12 protein-coding genes are annotated in these 15,464 nt (G+C 34.0%); 6 read left to right on the forward strand and 6 right to left on the reverse strand.

Annotated elements, in window-relative coordinates; all coding sequences use genetic code 11:
- Positions 1-12: 12 nt before the first annotated feature.
- Both NQ163_RS07900 and NQ163_RS07905 read left to right on the forward strand, forming a co-directional pair.
- Positions 13-1,131 carry an alanine racemase gene (locus NQ163_RS07900; RefSeq protein WP_268189770.1) on the forward strand — a complete coding sequence of 373 codons (1,119 nt, stop codon included), beginning with the start codon at positions 13-15 and terminating at the stop codon, positions 1,129-1,131.
- An 81-nt stretch (positions 1,132-1,212) separates the two neighbouring features.
- On the forward strand, positions 1,213-1,662 hold the full coding sequence (locus NQ163_RS07905) for a DUF2062 domain-containing protein (RefSeq protein WP_268189771.1): 450 nt from the start codon (positions 1,213-1,215) through the stop codon (positions 1,660-1,662).
- 100 nt (positions 1,663-1,762) lie between these two features.
- On the opposite strand, the gene NQ163_RS07910 is transcribed toward NQ163_RS07905, so the two are convergent.
- The 3 genes from NQ163_RS07910 to NQ163_RS07920 all read right to left on the reverse strand — a co-directional run bounded on the left by NQ163_RS07910 (position 1,763) and on the right by NQ163_RS07920 (position 6,345).
- The gene (locus NQ163_RS07910; RefSeq protein ID WP_268189772.1) at positions 1,763-3,238 is read right to left on the reverse strand and encodes an aminoacyl-histidine dipeptidase; all 1,476 of its coding nucleotides are present in this window, start codon (positions 3,236-3,238) and stop codon (positions 1,763-1,765) included.
- 372 nt (positions 3,239-3,610) lie between these two features.
- On the reverse strand, positions 3,611-4,753 hold the full coding sequence (locus NQ163_RS07915) for a DUF4831 family protein (protein WP_268189773.1): 1,143 nt from the start codon (positions 4,751-4,753) through the stop codon (positions 3,611-3,613).
- An 80-nt stretch (positions 4,754-4,833) separates the two neighbouring features.
- Positions 4,834-6,345 carry an NAD(P)H-hydrate dehydratase gene (locus NQ163_RS07920; protein ID WP_268189774.1) on the reverse strand — a complete coding sequence of 504 codons (1,512 nt, stop codon included), beginning with the start codon at positions 6,343-6,345 and terminating at the stop codon, positions 4,834-4,836.
- Between the two features lie 439 nt (positions 6,346-6,784).
- On the opposite strand from NQ163_RS07920, the gene NQ163_RS07925 reads away from it, so the two are divergent.
- Positions 6,785-8,323: a peptide MFS transporter gene (locus NQ163_RS07925; protein ID WP_268189775.1), complete on the forward strand. Its 1,539-nt coding sequence runs from the start codon at positions 6,785-6,787 to the stop codon at positions 8,321-8,323.
- Positions 8,324-8,438: 115 nt separating this feature from the next.
- Here NQ163_RS07925 and NQ163_RS07930 read toward each other — a convergent pair whose 3' ends face one another.
- The 3 genes from NQ163_RS07930 to NQ163_RS07940 all read right to left on the reverse strand — a co-directional run bounded on the left by NQ163_RS07930 (position 8,439) and on the right by NQ163_RS07940 (position 11,901).
- On the reverse strand, positions 8,439-10,058 hold the full coding sequence (locus NQ163_RS07930; RefSeq protein ID WP_268189776.1) for a radical SAM/SPASM domain-containing protein: 1,620 nt from the start codon (positions 10,056-10,058) through the stop codon (positions 8,439-8,441).
- Positions 10,059-10,073: 15 nt separating this feature from the next.
- Entirely contained in the window at positions 10,074-11,627 is a 1,554-nt protein-coding gene (locus NQ163_RS07935) for a radical SAM protein (RefSeq protein ID WP_268189777.1), read from the reverse strand.
- 85 nt (positions 11,628-11,712) lie between these two features.
- A complete protein-coding gene (locus NQ163_RS07940) occupies positions 11,713-11,901 on the reverse strand; it encodes a hypothetical protein (RefSeq protein WP_268189778.1) in 189 nt (62 codons plus the stop codon).
- A 719-nt stretch (positions 11,902-12,620) separates the two neighbouring features.
- Here NQ163_RS07940 and NQ163_RS07945 point away from each other — a divergent pair.
- The 3 genes from NQ163_RS07945 to hemH all read left to right on the forward strand — a co-directional run bounded on the left by NQ163_RS07945 (position 12,621) and on the right by hemH (position 15,059).
- Positions 12,621-12,938: a DUF6787 family protein gene (locus NQ163_RS07945; RefSeq protein WP_268189780.1), complete on the forward strand. Its 318-nt coding sequence runs from the start codon at positions 12,621-12,623 to the stop codon at positions 12,936-12,938.
- Between the two features lie 10 nt (positions 12,939-12,948).
- On the forward strand, positions 12,949-13,854 hold the full coding sequence (gene hemF / locus NQ163_RS07950) for an oxygen-dependent coproporphyrinogen oxidase (protein ID WP_268189782.1): 906 nt from the start codon (positions 12,949-12,951) through the stop codon (positions 13,852-13,854).
- Between the two features lie 194 nt (positions 13,855-14,048).
- Positions 14,049-15,059 carry a ferrochelatase gene (gene hemH / locus NQ163_RS07955; protein WP_268189784.1) on the forward strand — a complete coding sequence of 337 codons (1,011 nt, stop codon included), beginning with the start codon at positions 14,049-14,051 and terminating at the stop codon, positions 15,057-15,059.
- The last annotated feature ends 405 nt before the right edge of the window (positions 15,060-15,464 follow it).

Consider the following 15,464-nt stretch of genomic DNA (forward strand, 5'->3'; position numbering starts at 1 on the left):
GACAAAAGCCCGATGAATAAACTAGATTCGAAAATAATTCGCCCTACTTTACTTCTTGACAAGCAAAAATGCATGAGCAACATTGAAGCCATGATAGCAAAGGCACAGAGAGCAAATGCACGTTTACGTCCGCACTTTAAAACTCATCAATCTGCTGAAGTAGGAAATTGGTTCAAAGAAAAAGGTGTTGAAAGCATTGCCGTTTCGTCAATGGATATGGCTGAATACTTTGCGGATCATGGCTGGAAGGATATTACCGTAGCCATTCCTGTTAATGTTCGTGAAATGGATTTAATTAACGATTTGGCTTCCAAAATTCAATTGAACCTGGTAGTTGAATCAAGAGAAGCCATACTCTTTTTAGAATCGGAATTGAAACATCCTGTGGGCATTTTTATAAAGGTAGATACCGGTTATCACAGATGTGGATTGCCTTCTGAAGCAATAGGTTCATTCAGAATTCTGGTTGATTTGATGAAGGAGACAGACTTGTTGAATTGCAAAGGGTTCCTGGCTCATTCCGGACATAATTACAATGCAAAAGATCAAAACGACATCCACAAAAATCACAGCAAAACGCTACTGGATTTAAACGAGTTAAAGGATGTATTCCGCAAAGAAATCCCAAACATTGAAGTTTCTCTTGGCGATACTCCTGCATGTAGCATAAGTGAAGAGTTTTATGGCATAGATGAACTTCGACCAGGGAATTTTGTATTCTACGACATCATGCAATATGTACTGGGATCTTGTGACGAAAACGAAATTGCCGTAGCCATGGCTTGTCCTGTAATTGCACGTAATATCGACAGAAACGAATTGGTGATTCATGGTGGTGGTGTTCATTTCTCCAAAGAATTTATTGAGGCCGACGACGAAGGAACAAAGCTCTTTGGTAGTTTGGTACGAATAACTGAGAATGGCTGGAGTGAAATACTAGGTGGTGGATTCCTGGCAAGTATTTCTCAAGAGCATGGAATTATTCGTTGTAGCGATGATTTGTTTGATCAGTTTACAATCGGAGATCTTATTGGAATATTGCCTGTTCACTCATGCATGACTGTTAATTTAATGAAAGATTTTCTGACAACTGAAGGAAATTGGATTAAGACAATGAACAGTATACAGTGATCAGTGAACAGTGATCAGTAAACGGTTAATCGAACATTTTTATTTCCGATTTGTTAATTGGGTAGGAAAAGTTGGACAGATATGAATTATCAAGCATATATAGAAAAATTCAGACCATCGAGAATTAAAAAAGCTATTGTAGCAGAGATTACAGCGGCCAACAACTCTAATTCGGTTATTGCGCTTTCTTTGGCCTTGGGTGCATTTATAGCATTTTCTCCAACATGGGGGTTCCAAACTGCATTGGCATTATCGCTGGCTGTTTTGCTACGTCTTAACAAAGTTCTGGTTTTGGTAACAGTTAACATTAGTAGTATACCTCCAATAATTCCTTTAATTCTTATAGCTGGTTATCAAACCGGAGCTTTTGTACTAACAGGACAATTTCAAACAGAGGTTCCCGATTTAATGGATTTAAAAACATTAGGTGAAAACTACCTGCAATTTGCTCTTGGCTCCTTAATTGTTGCCAGTGGCATTGGTAGTCTTTTTTATTTGGTGATATTTCTTCTTCTTAGGAGATTTAGATAGAGATGCAGCAATGCTACATCTGTGAAGAAAACACCATACTTGTAGACAGAAAAAAAAGGACGTACAATGTACGTCCTTTCCTATATCTGATCGCATTAAATTATGCTTCAACAGCTTCTTTTACCGGAACATTCTTCAAAGTTTCAATTAAGAAATCATAGAATTTAGCTACAGTATCAACCTTCACTTTCTCATCCGGAGAGTGAGGGAAACGGATCGTTGGTCCGAATGAAATCATATCCCAGTTTGGATAAACAGCTCCTAACAAACCACACTCTAAACCTGCGTGAATTGCTTTGATTTCAGGAATCTTACCATACTTGTCGTTGTAAACCGTCTGCATGGTTTTCAAAATAGGAGATTCCATATTTGGTTTCCACCCTGGATATTCACCTTCCAATTTCACTTTTCCACCTACCATTTCGAAAGTAGAAGAAACCATTTGAGCTAAATCTTCCTTAGCAGAATTTACAGATGAACGAATCAAAGCCTGAATGGTAATTACACCATTTTCACTGTAAACACGTGCAAGGTTCAATGAAGTTTCAACCAATCCTGGCATATCATCACTCATGCGAATAACACCATTAGGACAAGCATAAATAGCGTTAATTAAATTCTTCTGAGATTTTTTCTTGAATACTTTCTTAGGTACATCAGTTGCTTCAGCAAAGAATGCCAGATCTGGTTCAACAGCTGATAATTCTGCTTTGTAAATAGCTTCGAATTCAGCAATTGCAGCTAAGAATTTCTCATTGTATTTTTCAGGTACAGCAACTACTGCGAAAGATTCACGTGGAATTGCGTTACGAAGAGAACCACCATCAACAGAAGCCAATTTTAGCTTAAAGTTTTTAGTAGCATATTTCATGAAACGGAACAACAACTTGTTAGAGTTACCACGACCAAGAATAATTTCCATTCCTGAGTGACCACCTTTCAAACCTTTCATGTAAAGTTTGTAAGCAACATATCCTTTTTCAAGTTTTTCTTCTTTGTACTTCATGCTAACATTTGCATCGATACCACCAGCACAACCTACGTAAAGTTCTCCCTCATCTTCCGAATCCATGTTTAAAAGGATATTACCATCTAAAACATCATCCTGAAGACCAAAAGCACCAGTCATACCTGTTTCTTCGTCAGCAGTAAACAAAGCCTCAACCGGACCGTGCTCAATATCTGTAGCCTGTAGAACAGCCATTGCAGCTGCAACACCCATACCGTTATCAGCACCTAAAGTAGTACCATCAGCAGTTACCCACTCTCCATCGATAATAGCAGTAATCGGATCTTTTTCAAAATCGTGAACTGTATCAGCATTTTTCTGTGGAACCATATCCAGGTGACCCTGCAATACAACACCTTGACGATCTTCGTAACCTGGAGTAGCTGGCTTCTTGATAATGATATTACCAACTGCATCCTTAATGGTTTCAAGACCTAAGTCCTGACCAAACTTCATCATAAAATCCTGAATCGCATCTTCGTGCTTCGATGGACGTGGAATCTGAGTTAGAGAATAAAAATTTTCCCAGATTGCTTTAGGCTCGAGGCTTAAAATTTCTTTGCTCATTATATATTTCCTCCGTTAAATTTTGTGTTTATTATTTAAGAGCACTAAAGGTAATATTTTTTGAGGAAGGCGGAAAGAGTTATACCGATTAGTTAATGACATTAGCACTAAAACAGCTGCGCATTTAGCGCTGTCATTAATCTATCGGCATTATACCAAGCTAATTTCATAGTTAAAATGGTATTAATTGCAAAAGAGAATCGGAATTAAGGATTTTTAAGAAACTATTGAAACTTCAAAACCCAAATTCCAAAATCCAATTATGGAGTTTGAGATTTGGGTTCTGATATTTTATTGATATTGGAAATCTGAACAAAAGTTGCAATCCCAACTATTTTACTGATAACTGTAACTGATAACTGTTCACTGAAATTACTTTGTTACATCCTTTATCGAACCTAGTTCAGGATAGAATTCGATACTGAAATTCTCATTTAACAGAACTTCTGCTGGCATTTTTGCAATTTTACCAAACTGGGCAATGGGCATGCGTTTCTTTAGTAAAACACTTTTGCCATTTGAAATGGATACATCAGCCATACCTGGTATTCTATATGCAATTTGGGTTTGAGGATTCACTCCCGCCGATGGCAGTATTGCCAACTGGTTGGTAACATTCAAGTTTTTAAAATCCACTCGAACTGGGCGACCTCCTAAATCGTTCACTCCAACAGGTCCCATTTGTGGCGACATACGGAAAATAACGCCACCATTTTCGCCTTGCTTTGGTGCATATGAAAATTGATAAGTTTTCTGAATGCTCACTTTTTTACCCACAAACATCGAAATGTAATCTTCTTCCAATTTTGCCAATTCTTTCACCAATACTTCATAAGCTTTTCCATCAGGAGGTAGCACTTCGTAATTTGAAGTAAGAATTTTAAATCTTCTCTTTCTCAATTTAAAAATCTGGTGAGCCGCCTCTTCAGCTTTCTCTTCTACCGATTTGGTAAGAGCCTGCTTTTCCAAAACTGGTACTTTTATAAATGCTGTATCAGTTTCAACAACTTGGTATGTGGTATCCTCTTTATACTTAACGATTGGGTCAATCGAGAATTTTCCATACTCCATCTTAACATCATCAGAAGTAAGAGAAATAATCTCTTTTTCTATATTTTCAAAAGAAGAATTCTTAATGTTAAATCCGCGAATCAAACCTTCAGGAGTTAAAGAAATTAAACTTGGTTCATAATCAACCGAAGTAGTTATTTTATAGTACTGATCAGGATCAACCTCTCCTACTCCATTTAACTCTATCGATTTTAATTTCCACTCTACACCATCATTGGTTACAACATCAGAAATACCAAGGTATTTTTTTGCATAGTCGGCAAAAGGTCCTTTTTTCATGATCGTTTTTTCAGCCACCACATCAACTTTTAATACTGTTTGTGGTAAGGCATAAATAACCGTGTTTGGAGTTTCTAAAGTTCTGCGCTTTTGTGCGTTTACATTTCCAATTGTTCCACCAACAATCAAAATTGCTACTAGTAATTTAAAAATGTTTCTGTTCATTTTATTTTCATTTTGCGTAGAGACGTAGCATGCTACGTCTTTACATTGTGGTATACATTATACAACGTCTCTACAATTCCCTATTTTTTCAATCTTAACCATGCCTTTGGCAGAAAGTCGATAATATCGCTAGCTGTTAAAGCTTCATATCCAAGCTTCTCTGCTGCCAAATCGCCTGCCAAACCATGAAGATATACTCCAATAATTGTCGCTACTTTCGAAGAATATCCTTGCGAAAGCAAAGATAATATTATTCCTGTAAGCACATCTCCACTTCCCGCAGTTGCCATACCTGGATTTCCCGTTGGATTGAAATAAACACTTCCCTCAGGACAAGCAATAGCCGTATAAGCTCCTTTTAATACAAGAGTTACACCATATTCCCTGGCAAACTCACGTTGCATGTTATTGCGTGTAAAACTATCTTCCGCTTTCCCAACCAATCGCTCAAATTCCATTGGATGTGGCGTAAATACAGATCCCATTGGCAAATCTGCCTTCAATTCAGGATGCTCTCCTAAAATATTGATGGCATCAGCATCAATCACCATAGGTGTTTTTACTTCTTTCAATAAATTGATCATGGCACAATAAGAATTTTGCTTTTTATCGATACCAGGACCTATGGCTACCGCTTTAAATTGACCTAGGTCAGGAAATTCTGTAAAAATGATATCCGAACGATCTATACTCACCATAGCTTCTGGAACCGCAGTCTGCATAATTTCATAGCCTAACCTTGGAATGTGTGAAGTTAGCAAACCAATCCCTGAGCGCAAGCTTGCCCGAGATGCCAAAATGGCCGCTCCCATTTTTCCATAGCTTCCACTAATTAATAAACCATGACCGTATGTGCCTTTATGATCGAACTTTTTTCGGGGCATTAATAAAGATTTTACAAACTCGCGATTCAAAATTTTATAAGGAGTTTGCTCTTGTTTAATAATTTCGGGATGTAAGCCAATTGGTAAAACTTCCCACTCTCCTACGTAATCTGCATTTTCCGGAAACAAAAAAGCCAACTTTGGAAATTGAAAACTTAAAGTCAAATCAGCCTTTACAATTCCATGATAATTGTTCTTTGAATTGTCTTCCCCCATTAAGCCCGAAGGTATGTCCACAGCCACAACGCTCGCCTCACTGGCATTGATTGCTTTTATCACCTCAAAAACCAAACCTTCAATGGGTCTCGAAAGTCCTGAACCAAAAATAGCATCAATCACAATATCATCAGGAAAAAGCCAAGGCATTGCATCAATCGAAGTCAATTCATAAATATCAACGATTTTAATCAATTTCAAGCGCTGCAAATTTACCTCCGCATCTTTCGAAAGCTGATTAGAGATTTTGATGATAAAAACCTCAACAGTATAGTTTTTTTCAGCTAACATTCTGGCTGCAGCCAAACCATCGCCTCCATTGTTTCCTGGTCCTACAAAAACTTTACAATTCCTGGGAGCAGGGTATCTCTTCAATATCTTCTTGAAGAATTTGCTCGAAGCTCTCTCCATTAAATCTATTGATTCAATGGGTTCATTTTCGATGGTGTAGGAATCAATCTCTGCAATTTTAGAGGCGGGAAATATTTTCATGTTTCTAACGGTTTGTATTTAGACGTAAAAAAGTTCTTGATATTGTACCGATGATTAATCTGACTAGCCATTTGCTCGCTTTGCTTTAAATAGCTAACTGATTATATATCGGCATTTCAATTTAATATTTCACTGTTTCGCTTAAAGCTCACACTGAAACTTAAATGGTATAATATGCGAACACTCTTATTAGGATTGCTTTTTAATAACATGTTACCAACAAGTAACACCTATTAAAAAACACTCGCAAAAGTGCCAAACACACAGCAAAATGGGCTTTCCTATCAAAGATACTAAACTTTTGAAATTCGCCACTTCTTACGAAAACGATTTAAATTCGATCGAAACGCTTACAAATCATTATGGACTTCTGATTTTTTCTATATATTTGTCACTTTCATAACTGAAACGAAACTATTATAAATTAAAACTAACATTTATGTTTAAAGGACATCCTAAAGGACTAATTCCGGCGTCATTGGCTAATATGGGCGAACGCTTCGGTTTTTACACCATGATGGCTATTCTTGTACTTTTCTTACAAGCAAAATTTGGTTTGAATGGTACAAGTGCTGGCTATATTTATTCGGGCTTTTATTTTTCAATTTATATCCTTGCTTTAGCAGGTGGTATTATTGCCGATAAATTAAGAAACTATAAAGGAACTATTTTAACTGGTCTAATCCTTATGGGAGGAGGTTATTTAATTCTAGCTATTCCTACTCCAACTCCTGTTTCGAGTGTGCCAGTTTATTTGACAATTTCAATTGTAGGTTTATTTATTATTGCCTTTGGTAATGGTTTATTTAAAGGTAACCTACAGGCATTGGTTGGTCAAATGTATGATAATCCTCAGTACAGAGAAAAACGCGATTCTGGTTTCTCTCTTTTCTATATGTTTATCAATGTTGGTGGTATTTTTGCTCCTCTTGTAGCTCCTGGTATCAGAAAATGGTGGCTTGAAAAGCATGGATTCTTTTATGATGCTACCCTTCCTGAGCAGTGTCATACTTACCTGGCTGGTACAATGACTAACGAGAACATTGCTAAATTTCAATCAAGTGCTGAAGCTGCTTCTACAAGTGGAACTATTGAAAATCTTCAAGCATTTTCAAATAGTTATTTGAATGTATTTAACGAAGGTTTCCATTATGCATTTGGTATTGCAATTGTAGCAATGTTGATTTCTACAGCTATTTTTATTGCTAGAAAGAAAACTTTCCCAAATCCTGCTGGTAGCAAAGAAGATGTTAAAGAAAATGGAAAAGCAGAAACTCCTGTTGTTGACATGGATCCTAAGGAAATCAAACAACGTATTTACGCTTTATTAGCTGTATTTGCTGTTGTAATCTTCTTCTGGTTCTCATTCCACCAAAATGGATTAACACTTACAATGTTTGGTAAAGATTATACTAGATTGAGTTTGTTCGGATGGGATTTCGCTGTTGAGATCTTCCAATCTGCTAACCCATTCTTCGTAGTATTTTTAACTCCAATTGTTGTTGCAATTTTTGGATGGTTAAATGCTCGTGGTAAAGAACCTTCTACTCCAAAGAAAATTGCGATTGGTATGTTTATCGCAGCTCTTGGTTTTGTTGTAATGACACTAGGATCTTTCGGTTTACCATTGTTTAATGAAATTTCTTCTTCATTAGGTGGTACTCCACTAGCTGAAGCTGACAAAGTAGGTCCAATGATGCTAATCCTTACTTATTTTATCTTAACGGTAGCTGAGTTATTCATTAGCCCAATGGGGATTTCATTCGTATCTAAAGTTGCTCCTCCTCACTTACAAGGTATTATGCAAGGTGGTTGGTTAGGTGCTACTGCTTTTGGTAACGGATTGTTATTTATTGGTGCAATTTTATATGAACACATTCCAATTTGGATGACATGGGCAGTGTTTGTAACCGCATGTGTAATCTCAATGTTTACGATTATCTTCATGCTTAAATGGCTAGAAAGAGTTGCTAAGTAAGCAATCTTAAATAAAAAGAGGGTGTCCAATAATATCTTTGGCACCCTCTTTTTATTTATTTTCAATATCTGTTTCTCGTAGAAAATAAAATGTCTCGAAAAAATGAACTAACATGCTAATTACTTAATTCTATAACTTTTCCATAATCCTGAATTTTTGGATTCTTATTTAGAATATGGTCAATTAATTGCGAGTATTCATTTACTAAAATAAAATACTTGGATATGAAAAGTTCTGTTTTAAGTTTCATAAACTCACAATCTAATAATTTAGGCTCATTCAACTCTCCTTTATTTATTAAATATGCTGGACAAAAATCACAATAATAGAATGCCCAACAATTCTTACAGTCATCTCTATTCATTATTTCGACAAACTTCTCAACAATCGATTTTACATTCTTCTTTAACACCCCCTTAAATATATTGCCTATACAAAAAGTTCCATCAGTTTTTTCACAAATATGAATATCTCCCTTTACATCAACATAAGCACTATAATACCCAACAGGACACAAATTTATTTTATTGAATTTTAAAGAGTCATTACTTCCTGCATTTTTATTTACATCTTTAAATACAACACAAAGGTTTACTGCTTCTCTGTAATCTACATCGTTTTGATATGTTTTTTCAAAAGAAATATCTGAATTTTCGTTTATACTTTCGGTAAGAATACTCATTCTACTCCTAAATTGATTCAAATGTAATTCAAAGTCTTTCTTCAGATTATCGACCTCTTTTTCAACATTAGGAAAACATTGCCCGCGCTTTGTAAGACTTATAAAATCAAAAGATGGAGAGATATTATCTTCTGATAAATTTCTAAAGAATTTTGCCGTTTCCTCAATATTATTAAACTCATGGTTCACACTTAGAAAAAACAATTTATCTTTATAATAATTAGTATTATAGGTTTTAATTTTATTTAGGTTTTCTAGAACTTTTTCAAAACTACCCTGCCCATTTTTAAACACCCTCATTTTATCATGAATATCTTTTGGACCATCCAAACTAATATGTAGAGTAATATTATTATCGACAACAAACTCCATCATCACATTAGTTAAAACTGTTAAATTGGAATTAATTGTAATATTAAAATCATCTCTTTTCAAGCCATATTCTGCAAAATCAAATAGTTTAATATAATTTATCAATTCTTTAAGTGTATCAAATTCTAACAATGGTTCTCCTCCATAAAAGGTAATCATTGGCTCTATATCACGAATGGTTTTAATAAAATTAGATCGCTCCGATCTACTGTAAAGATATTTTAATCGATTAAAATAATAATCAATAGCCTTCTTTCCTATTTCAATATCCATTCTTTGATATGAATGCTTCCGCCCCTTATCTGACAGATCATTTTCTGCGGTAGTATAATCACAATATTTACATCTCAAATTGCAATTTTGAGTTACCTCTAGACAAAATTTCTTTGGAAATATAGTTTCAATAATTTTATTATAATTTTTATCAAATTTCAGAATTGAATCATTACATCTCTCTAGCAAACCTCCTTGAATTAAATATCCTTTTATTTGCATATCCCTAAATATTTTAAAATCGATTGAATTAGAATATGGTTCTAATTCATCATTTAAGAATTTAATCAGTTTATCAGATTCCTGTTTATCCAATTTCAATATTAAATTCTTTCTAGAATCATATAAAAGATTAAATTCAGATAACTCAATAATTTTAACCAATGGATATTTATTTAGTGGTATCATATTCTTTTTTTCAATTTAAGTCACTTTTAAATTTTCAATCTCATTTAATATTTCAGGAAACTTTCTAATCAATATCACATATTTCAAAACCCTTTCTTTTCTAAGTTGCTTCAAATACTCACAATCAATTTCTTTAGGCATAGTTAAACTTCCTCTATGAATAATGGATGCAATGCATATCTTACAATAAAAATAATTAATACAATGTTTACATCTTTTTGAATTCATTAACTTTAAATATTCCGTTTTAATTGACAAAACTTTCTCCCATGTAACTCCTTCTTTTACATTTCCTAACGTAATTGATCCATCTGTTTTTTCACATATGTGAAAATAGCCCTCAACATCTACATACAAATTGTCACAACCGACCTTACATAACTCTACCGAATCATATAAATTTGAATTATTACTCATGAATTTTGCATTATTAACGTCCTTAAACTCATTAATAATTGATAATAAATCACGGAGTAGATAATTTCTTTTTCTAGCTAAATCTTTTAAAAAGAAAGAATTTACTTTTAAAAAATTCAACCATTCATTCATCTTGTTTTCAAATGTCTCTAATTCTTCTTCCACTCCACCAAGCTTTTGATAAACATCTGCTACAGATTCTCCTCTTTTTGATAATGACAGATAGTTTACATATGGTAAATTACCATTAAGACTTAACGTTTCAAAATACTGCTGTTTAGCATCTTTATCATCCCAATGACTATTTACAGACATAAAAAAAACATTATTCAAATAGTATTTACTATTCGCTTTAATTATTTTACAGATATTTCCCTCCACATCTTTAAAAGAACCTCTTCCGTTCTGATAGATACGATTATTATTATGAATATTTTCAGGACCATCAATGCTAACATAGAGAAATATATTATTCTCTATTAAATATTTTAGCATGCTTTCATTCAGAATTGTTAGGTTAGTACTTATTCCCAATTTAATTTCACTTGGAGATATACCTAGTTTGCACCAACTCTTACCTCTCAAATAATTTATCAGTGTTTTTATTGTTTCAAAGCTCAATAATGGCTCTCCACCATAAAAGAGAAATATTGGTTCAGCCTCTTTAATACTCCTGACAAATTCCTTTGCTCCAATCGACCCATAAATTCTTTTGGCATTTTCAAAATAAAAATCAATAGCTAATTTCCCTATTTGTATTGACATTTTTTTAGAGGTATGTTTTCTAAAATCTCTTGCAATTGTATAATGACAATACTTACACCTTAGATTACATTCTTGTGTGATTTCTAAACTAAACTTTTTAAAAAATGATAATTTCCTCTCTTTATCAATATTTCTTTCTACATGTTCTTTATTCGTTATGCACCTTTCCTTTAATCCTTCAGGAATTAAGATTCCATTTTCATGTAAAATATGTAGTAAATTATTTCTCTGGAAATTTAATCTTGATTTATTATTAAAAAAATAATCTATTAATAACTGTTTATCTTCAGACTGGAGTTCGAGTATAGTATTACTCTTAGCATCAAATAACACAGAAATATCTTTATACTGCCATATAACACAAAGTGGAAATGAAATTGTACGCATTTTTTGTTACGAATAATAAATAAAAGAGTAAGTAGCCTCAATGCATTGAAGCTACTTTATCTATAATCTAAACAGAGATTCTTTATTATGAGTTCAAAGCCATACCTGCCTGGAAACCTGCGATTGTTCCTTCAAAACAACTACAATTAAAACAATGTGGAGGTTCAAGTCCGCCCTTTAACTTATCTAATTGTTTCTTTGAAACATCCTTATTTTTATTTAAAGATTCTGTAAAATCTCTTAAACTTTCTATATTTAATTTTGATTTTTTCATTTTTTCAAGTTTTTAGTTTTTTTTATTAGAAACATCAATTCTTATCTTGAAATGGCATCAAGTAAGAACCATTGAACTTACAGTATTTCTTAGTTCTCATAAACACCTCCTTCCTTTAATTAATATAAAATCGTAATAAAATAACTTTTTATGTCTTAAGTCAAATTAAGAAATTAAAAATAACCTACAAAACCAACAAGCTTTTTTATATGTAGTCTAAATTACCTATGTTTACCTAGTGATTTATTCGAATTATTTCTTTCATACAACTATTTCATCGTTTTATAGTGAATTTTTAGACATTCAAACAATCACTAAAAAACTAACAACAATTTAAAACATCATACCATAATAAATTAAAAATCAACTAAACTTTATATTTCCACATTCCAAAAATCTTAATCTACATTAAAGGATTGAACAATAATAAAACAATTATCAATTATTACTAACAGCTCAATTTGAGGCGGTTTTTTTATGCTTTAATCCGCTTACTCTACTCTCTATTGAGCAATCAATAAAATCAAACAGATTTCTTAAATGCTATTTCAGACCTAAAGGTATTTTATATTATATTTGTTTTATCTAAAACTAATCTAAATTACCGATTAGTATTTGATTAATTCAAAATCATCACATACTCGATTTTAGATATCAATCCCGAAACTTCGGGACGGCACTATACTCAAATCATTATATTTTAAAATAGTATAGAACATATGTTTGAAAAACTTAAAAAGCGCTGGGAAATCAATTCAAACCTACAACTGGTAATCATTCTAATTGTATTCTCGATTACTGGCAGTTTATCTGTCTTGGTTCGTAATCCGATATTTGAATACTTCTCAATTGATGCTGACACAAATATTTTACTGAGAATTCTTCTTAGTATTCTTATCATTACTCCTACATACCAGGTTCTACTTTTAATTGTGGGAACGCTTTTCGGGCAATTTCGTTTCTTTTGGAATTTTGAGAAGAAAATGTTGAGTCGATTTCAAAGGAAAAGCAACAAAACAGCAACAAAATCATACTAAACAAAACAGGATGCAGAAAGAATACATAGCCGAAGAATTTAAAAATTTGCAAGACAAAATCACCAAAGCATTGGAAAATTGCGATGGTGGAGCTCAATTCCATGAAGACATATGGGAACGTGAAGCTGGTGGAGGCGGAAGAAGTCGAGTAATTAAAAATGGGAATATTATTGAAAAAGGTGGCGTTCAGTTTTCGGCTGTTCATGGAGAGTTACCTGAGAAAATAAAGAACAAATTAAAGCTTGAGGCTGATGATTTTTTTGCGACAGGTGTTTCCTTAATCATGCATCCCGAAAACCCTCATGTGCCCATTATACATATGAATGTTCGCTATTTTGAGCTGAACGATGGCACATATTGGTTTGGTGGAGGAATCGACCTTACGCCTATTTATATAGATAAAACTCAGGCCAAAGCCTTTCACCTGGAATTGAAAAAGGTATGCGACAAGCACAATCCTGACTTTTACAATAAATTCAAGCCTTGGGCCGATGAATATTTCTATTTACCATTCAGAAACGAAACACGTGGTGTTGGAGGCATTTTCTTCGATCATTTGAACGATTCCCTGGGAATGACAAAAGAAGAGCTATTTGCCTTTGTTATGGATGTTGGTGAGCTATTTGCTCCTACCTATTGCGAAATCATGCGAAGCAATGCATCTATATTATACAGCGATCAGGAAAAAGACTGGCAATTGCATCGCCGCGGAAGATATGTTGAGTTCAACCTGGTATTGGATAAGGGAACTAAATTTGGTTTGGATACCAATGGCCGAACCGAATCGATTTTGGTAAGTATGCCGCCAGAAGTAAAATGGACCTATCAATACGAAGTGAAAGAAGGATCGAAAGAGGCACAAACCTTACAACTTTTAAAAAAAGACATCAATTGGCTTGAACCAATTTCAGTTTAAATTGTTATCAGCTTAATCAAAAAAAAATATTAATTTCAAAAAGGAAATGTGTTTCGCATTTCCTTTTTTAAACCTCTATTATATACAATATTTATGGTTTAATGCCGATAGATATTTAATCTTCAAAATAGAGTCTGCGAATATTTTGAATTCATTAAATACTAATCGGTATAATTGCCTATTAATAACTCGCTATGTCAAAGAAAACTACTGTCCTGCTTCTGAATTTGGGAACTCCGAAAAGCCCAAATGTTTCTGATGTTCGTACCTACTTGTTCGAATTTTTGAACGACAGAAGAGTAATAGATATTCCATGGTTGCTAAGAAAAATATTGGTTAACCTGATTATTGTACCGTTTAGAGCCAAAGGATCATCGAAAATATACAAGCAATTGTGGACCAAAGATGGCTCTCCCCTGATGATTTATGGGGAAAAAGTAAAGGATCTACTACAAGAAGAATTGGACCAGAATTTTAAGGTAGAATTGGCCATGCGTTACCAGGAGCCTTCGATGAAAAAAGTTTTGGAGAAGATCCGGTTGGATATGCCTGACAAATTGGTTATTCTGCCAATGTATCCTCAATATGCTTCTTCAACTACAGGCTCTACTTTCGAAAAGGCCATGGAGATTATCAAAAACTGGGAGGTGATACCCGAAATAAAATTGGTAAATCAGTTTTTCAACCATGAAGGATATCTTAATACAATAGTTGATAAGGCAAATCAACATGATCTGAATGATTTTGATCACTTCATTTTCTCCTATCATGGCTTGCCCTTAAGACAGGTAAATAAGGTTCACCCTCACAAAAACTGTAAAGATTGTGATTGTGACAAACAATTCAGACCAGATACCGATTATTTTTGCTACCGTGCTACCTGCTACGAAACCAGTAAACTGCTGGCTGAAAAATTAAATATCCCTAAAGAGAAATATACCGTTGCCTTTCAGTCGAGATTGGACAAAAACTGGCTGGAACCTTTTTCGGATAAGGTGGTAATTGAACAAGCTCAAAAAGGGTCGAAAAAACTAATGGTATTTAGTCCTGCTTTTGTTGCAGATTGCCTTGAAACCACCATCGAAATTGGATTGGAATACGGCGAACTGTTTGAAGAAAATGGTGGGGAGGAATTGGTGCTGGTTGAAAGCCTTAACGATCATCCAAAATGGATTGCTACTCTGAAAGATTTGGTCACTCAATAAGTTCGGCTTGTTCAGACCGTCTGAAGTTGGCTTCCATTTGTGGCAATATACTTCAGACCGTCTGAGGTACATTTCCACAAAATTCCAATCAATTTTAAAGCATTCAGGCTAAATTCCCATACTTTATTGGTTCTATATGGAATATAGTGGTAAGTATAACTATTAACCCGAGTTCGATTAAAAATATCCTGTAATTTTTTAGTTTAACTTTGCTCAAGCCGCATGGCTCTTACTTTTTATTCATTCATAATTTTCACGGGCATTCATGAGCTCCCTTCGGTCGGTTCCATTGATGAAAAAGTAAACAAAATCCCGAATTCTATGGATAAACCAAACAATTCAGGTTAAAATTTTATTTAATTATGCTGCTGCAAAATTTAACATGTAGTAGTTCTTGTCATATTC

Source organism: Marinifilum sp. D737 (genome assembly GCF_026672275.1).
Taxonomy (GTDB): Bacteria; Bacteroidota; Bacteroidia; order Bacteroidales; family Marinifilaceae; genus Marinifilum.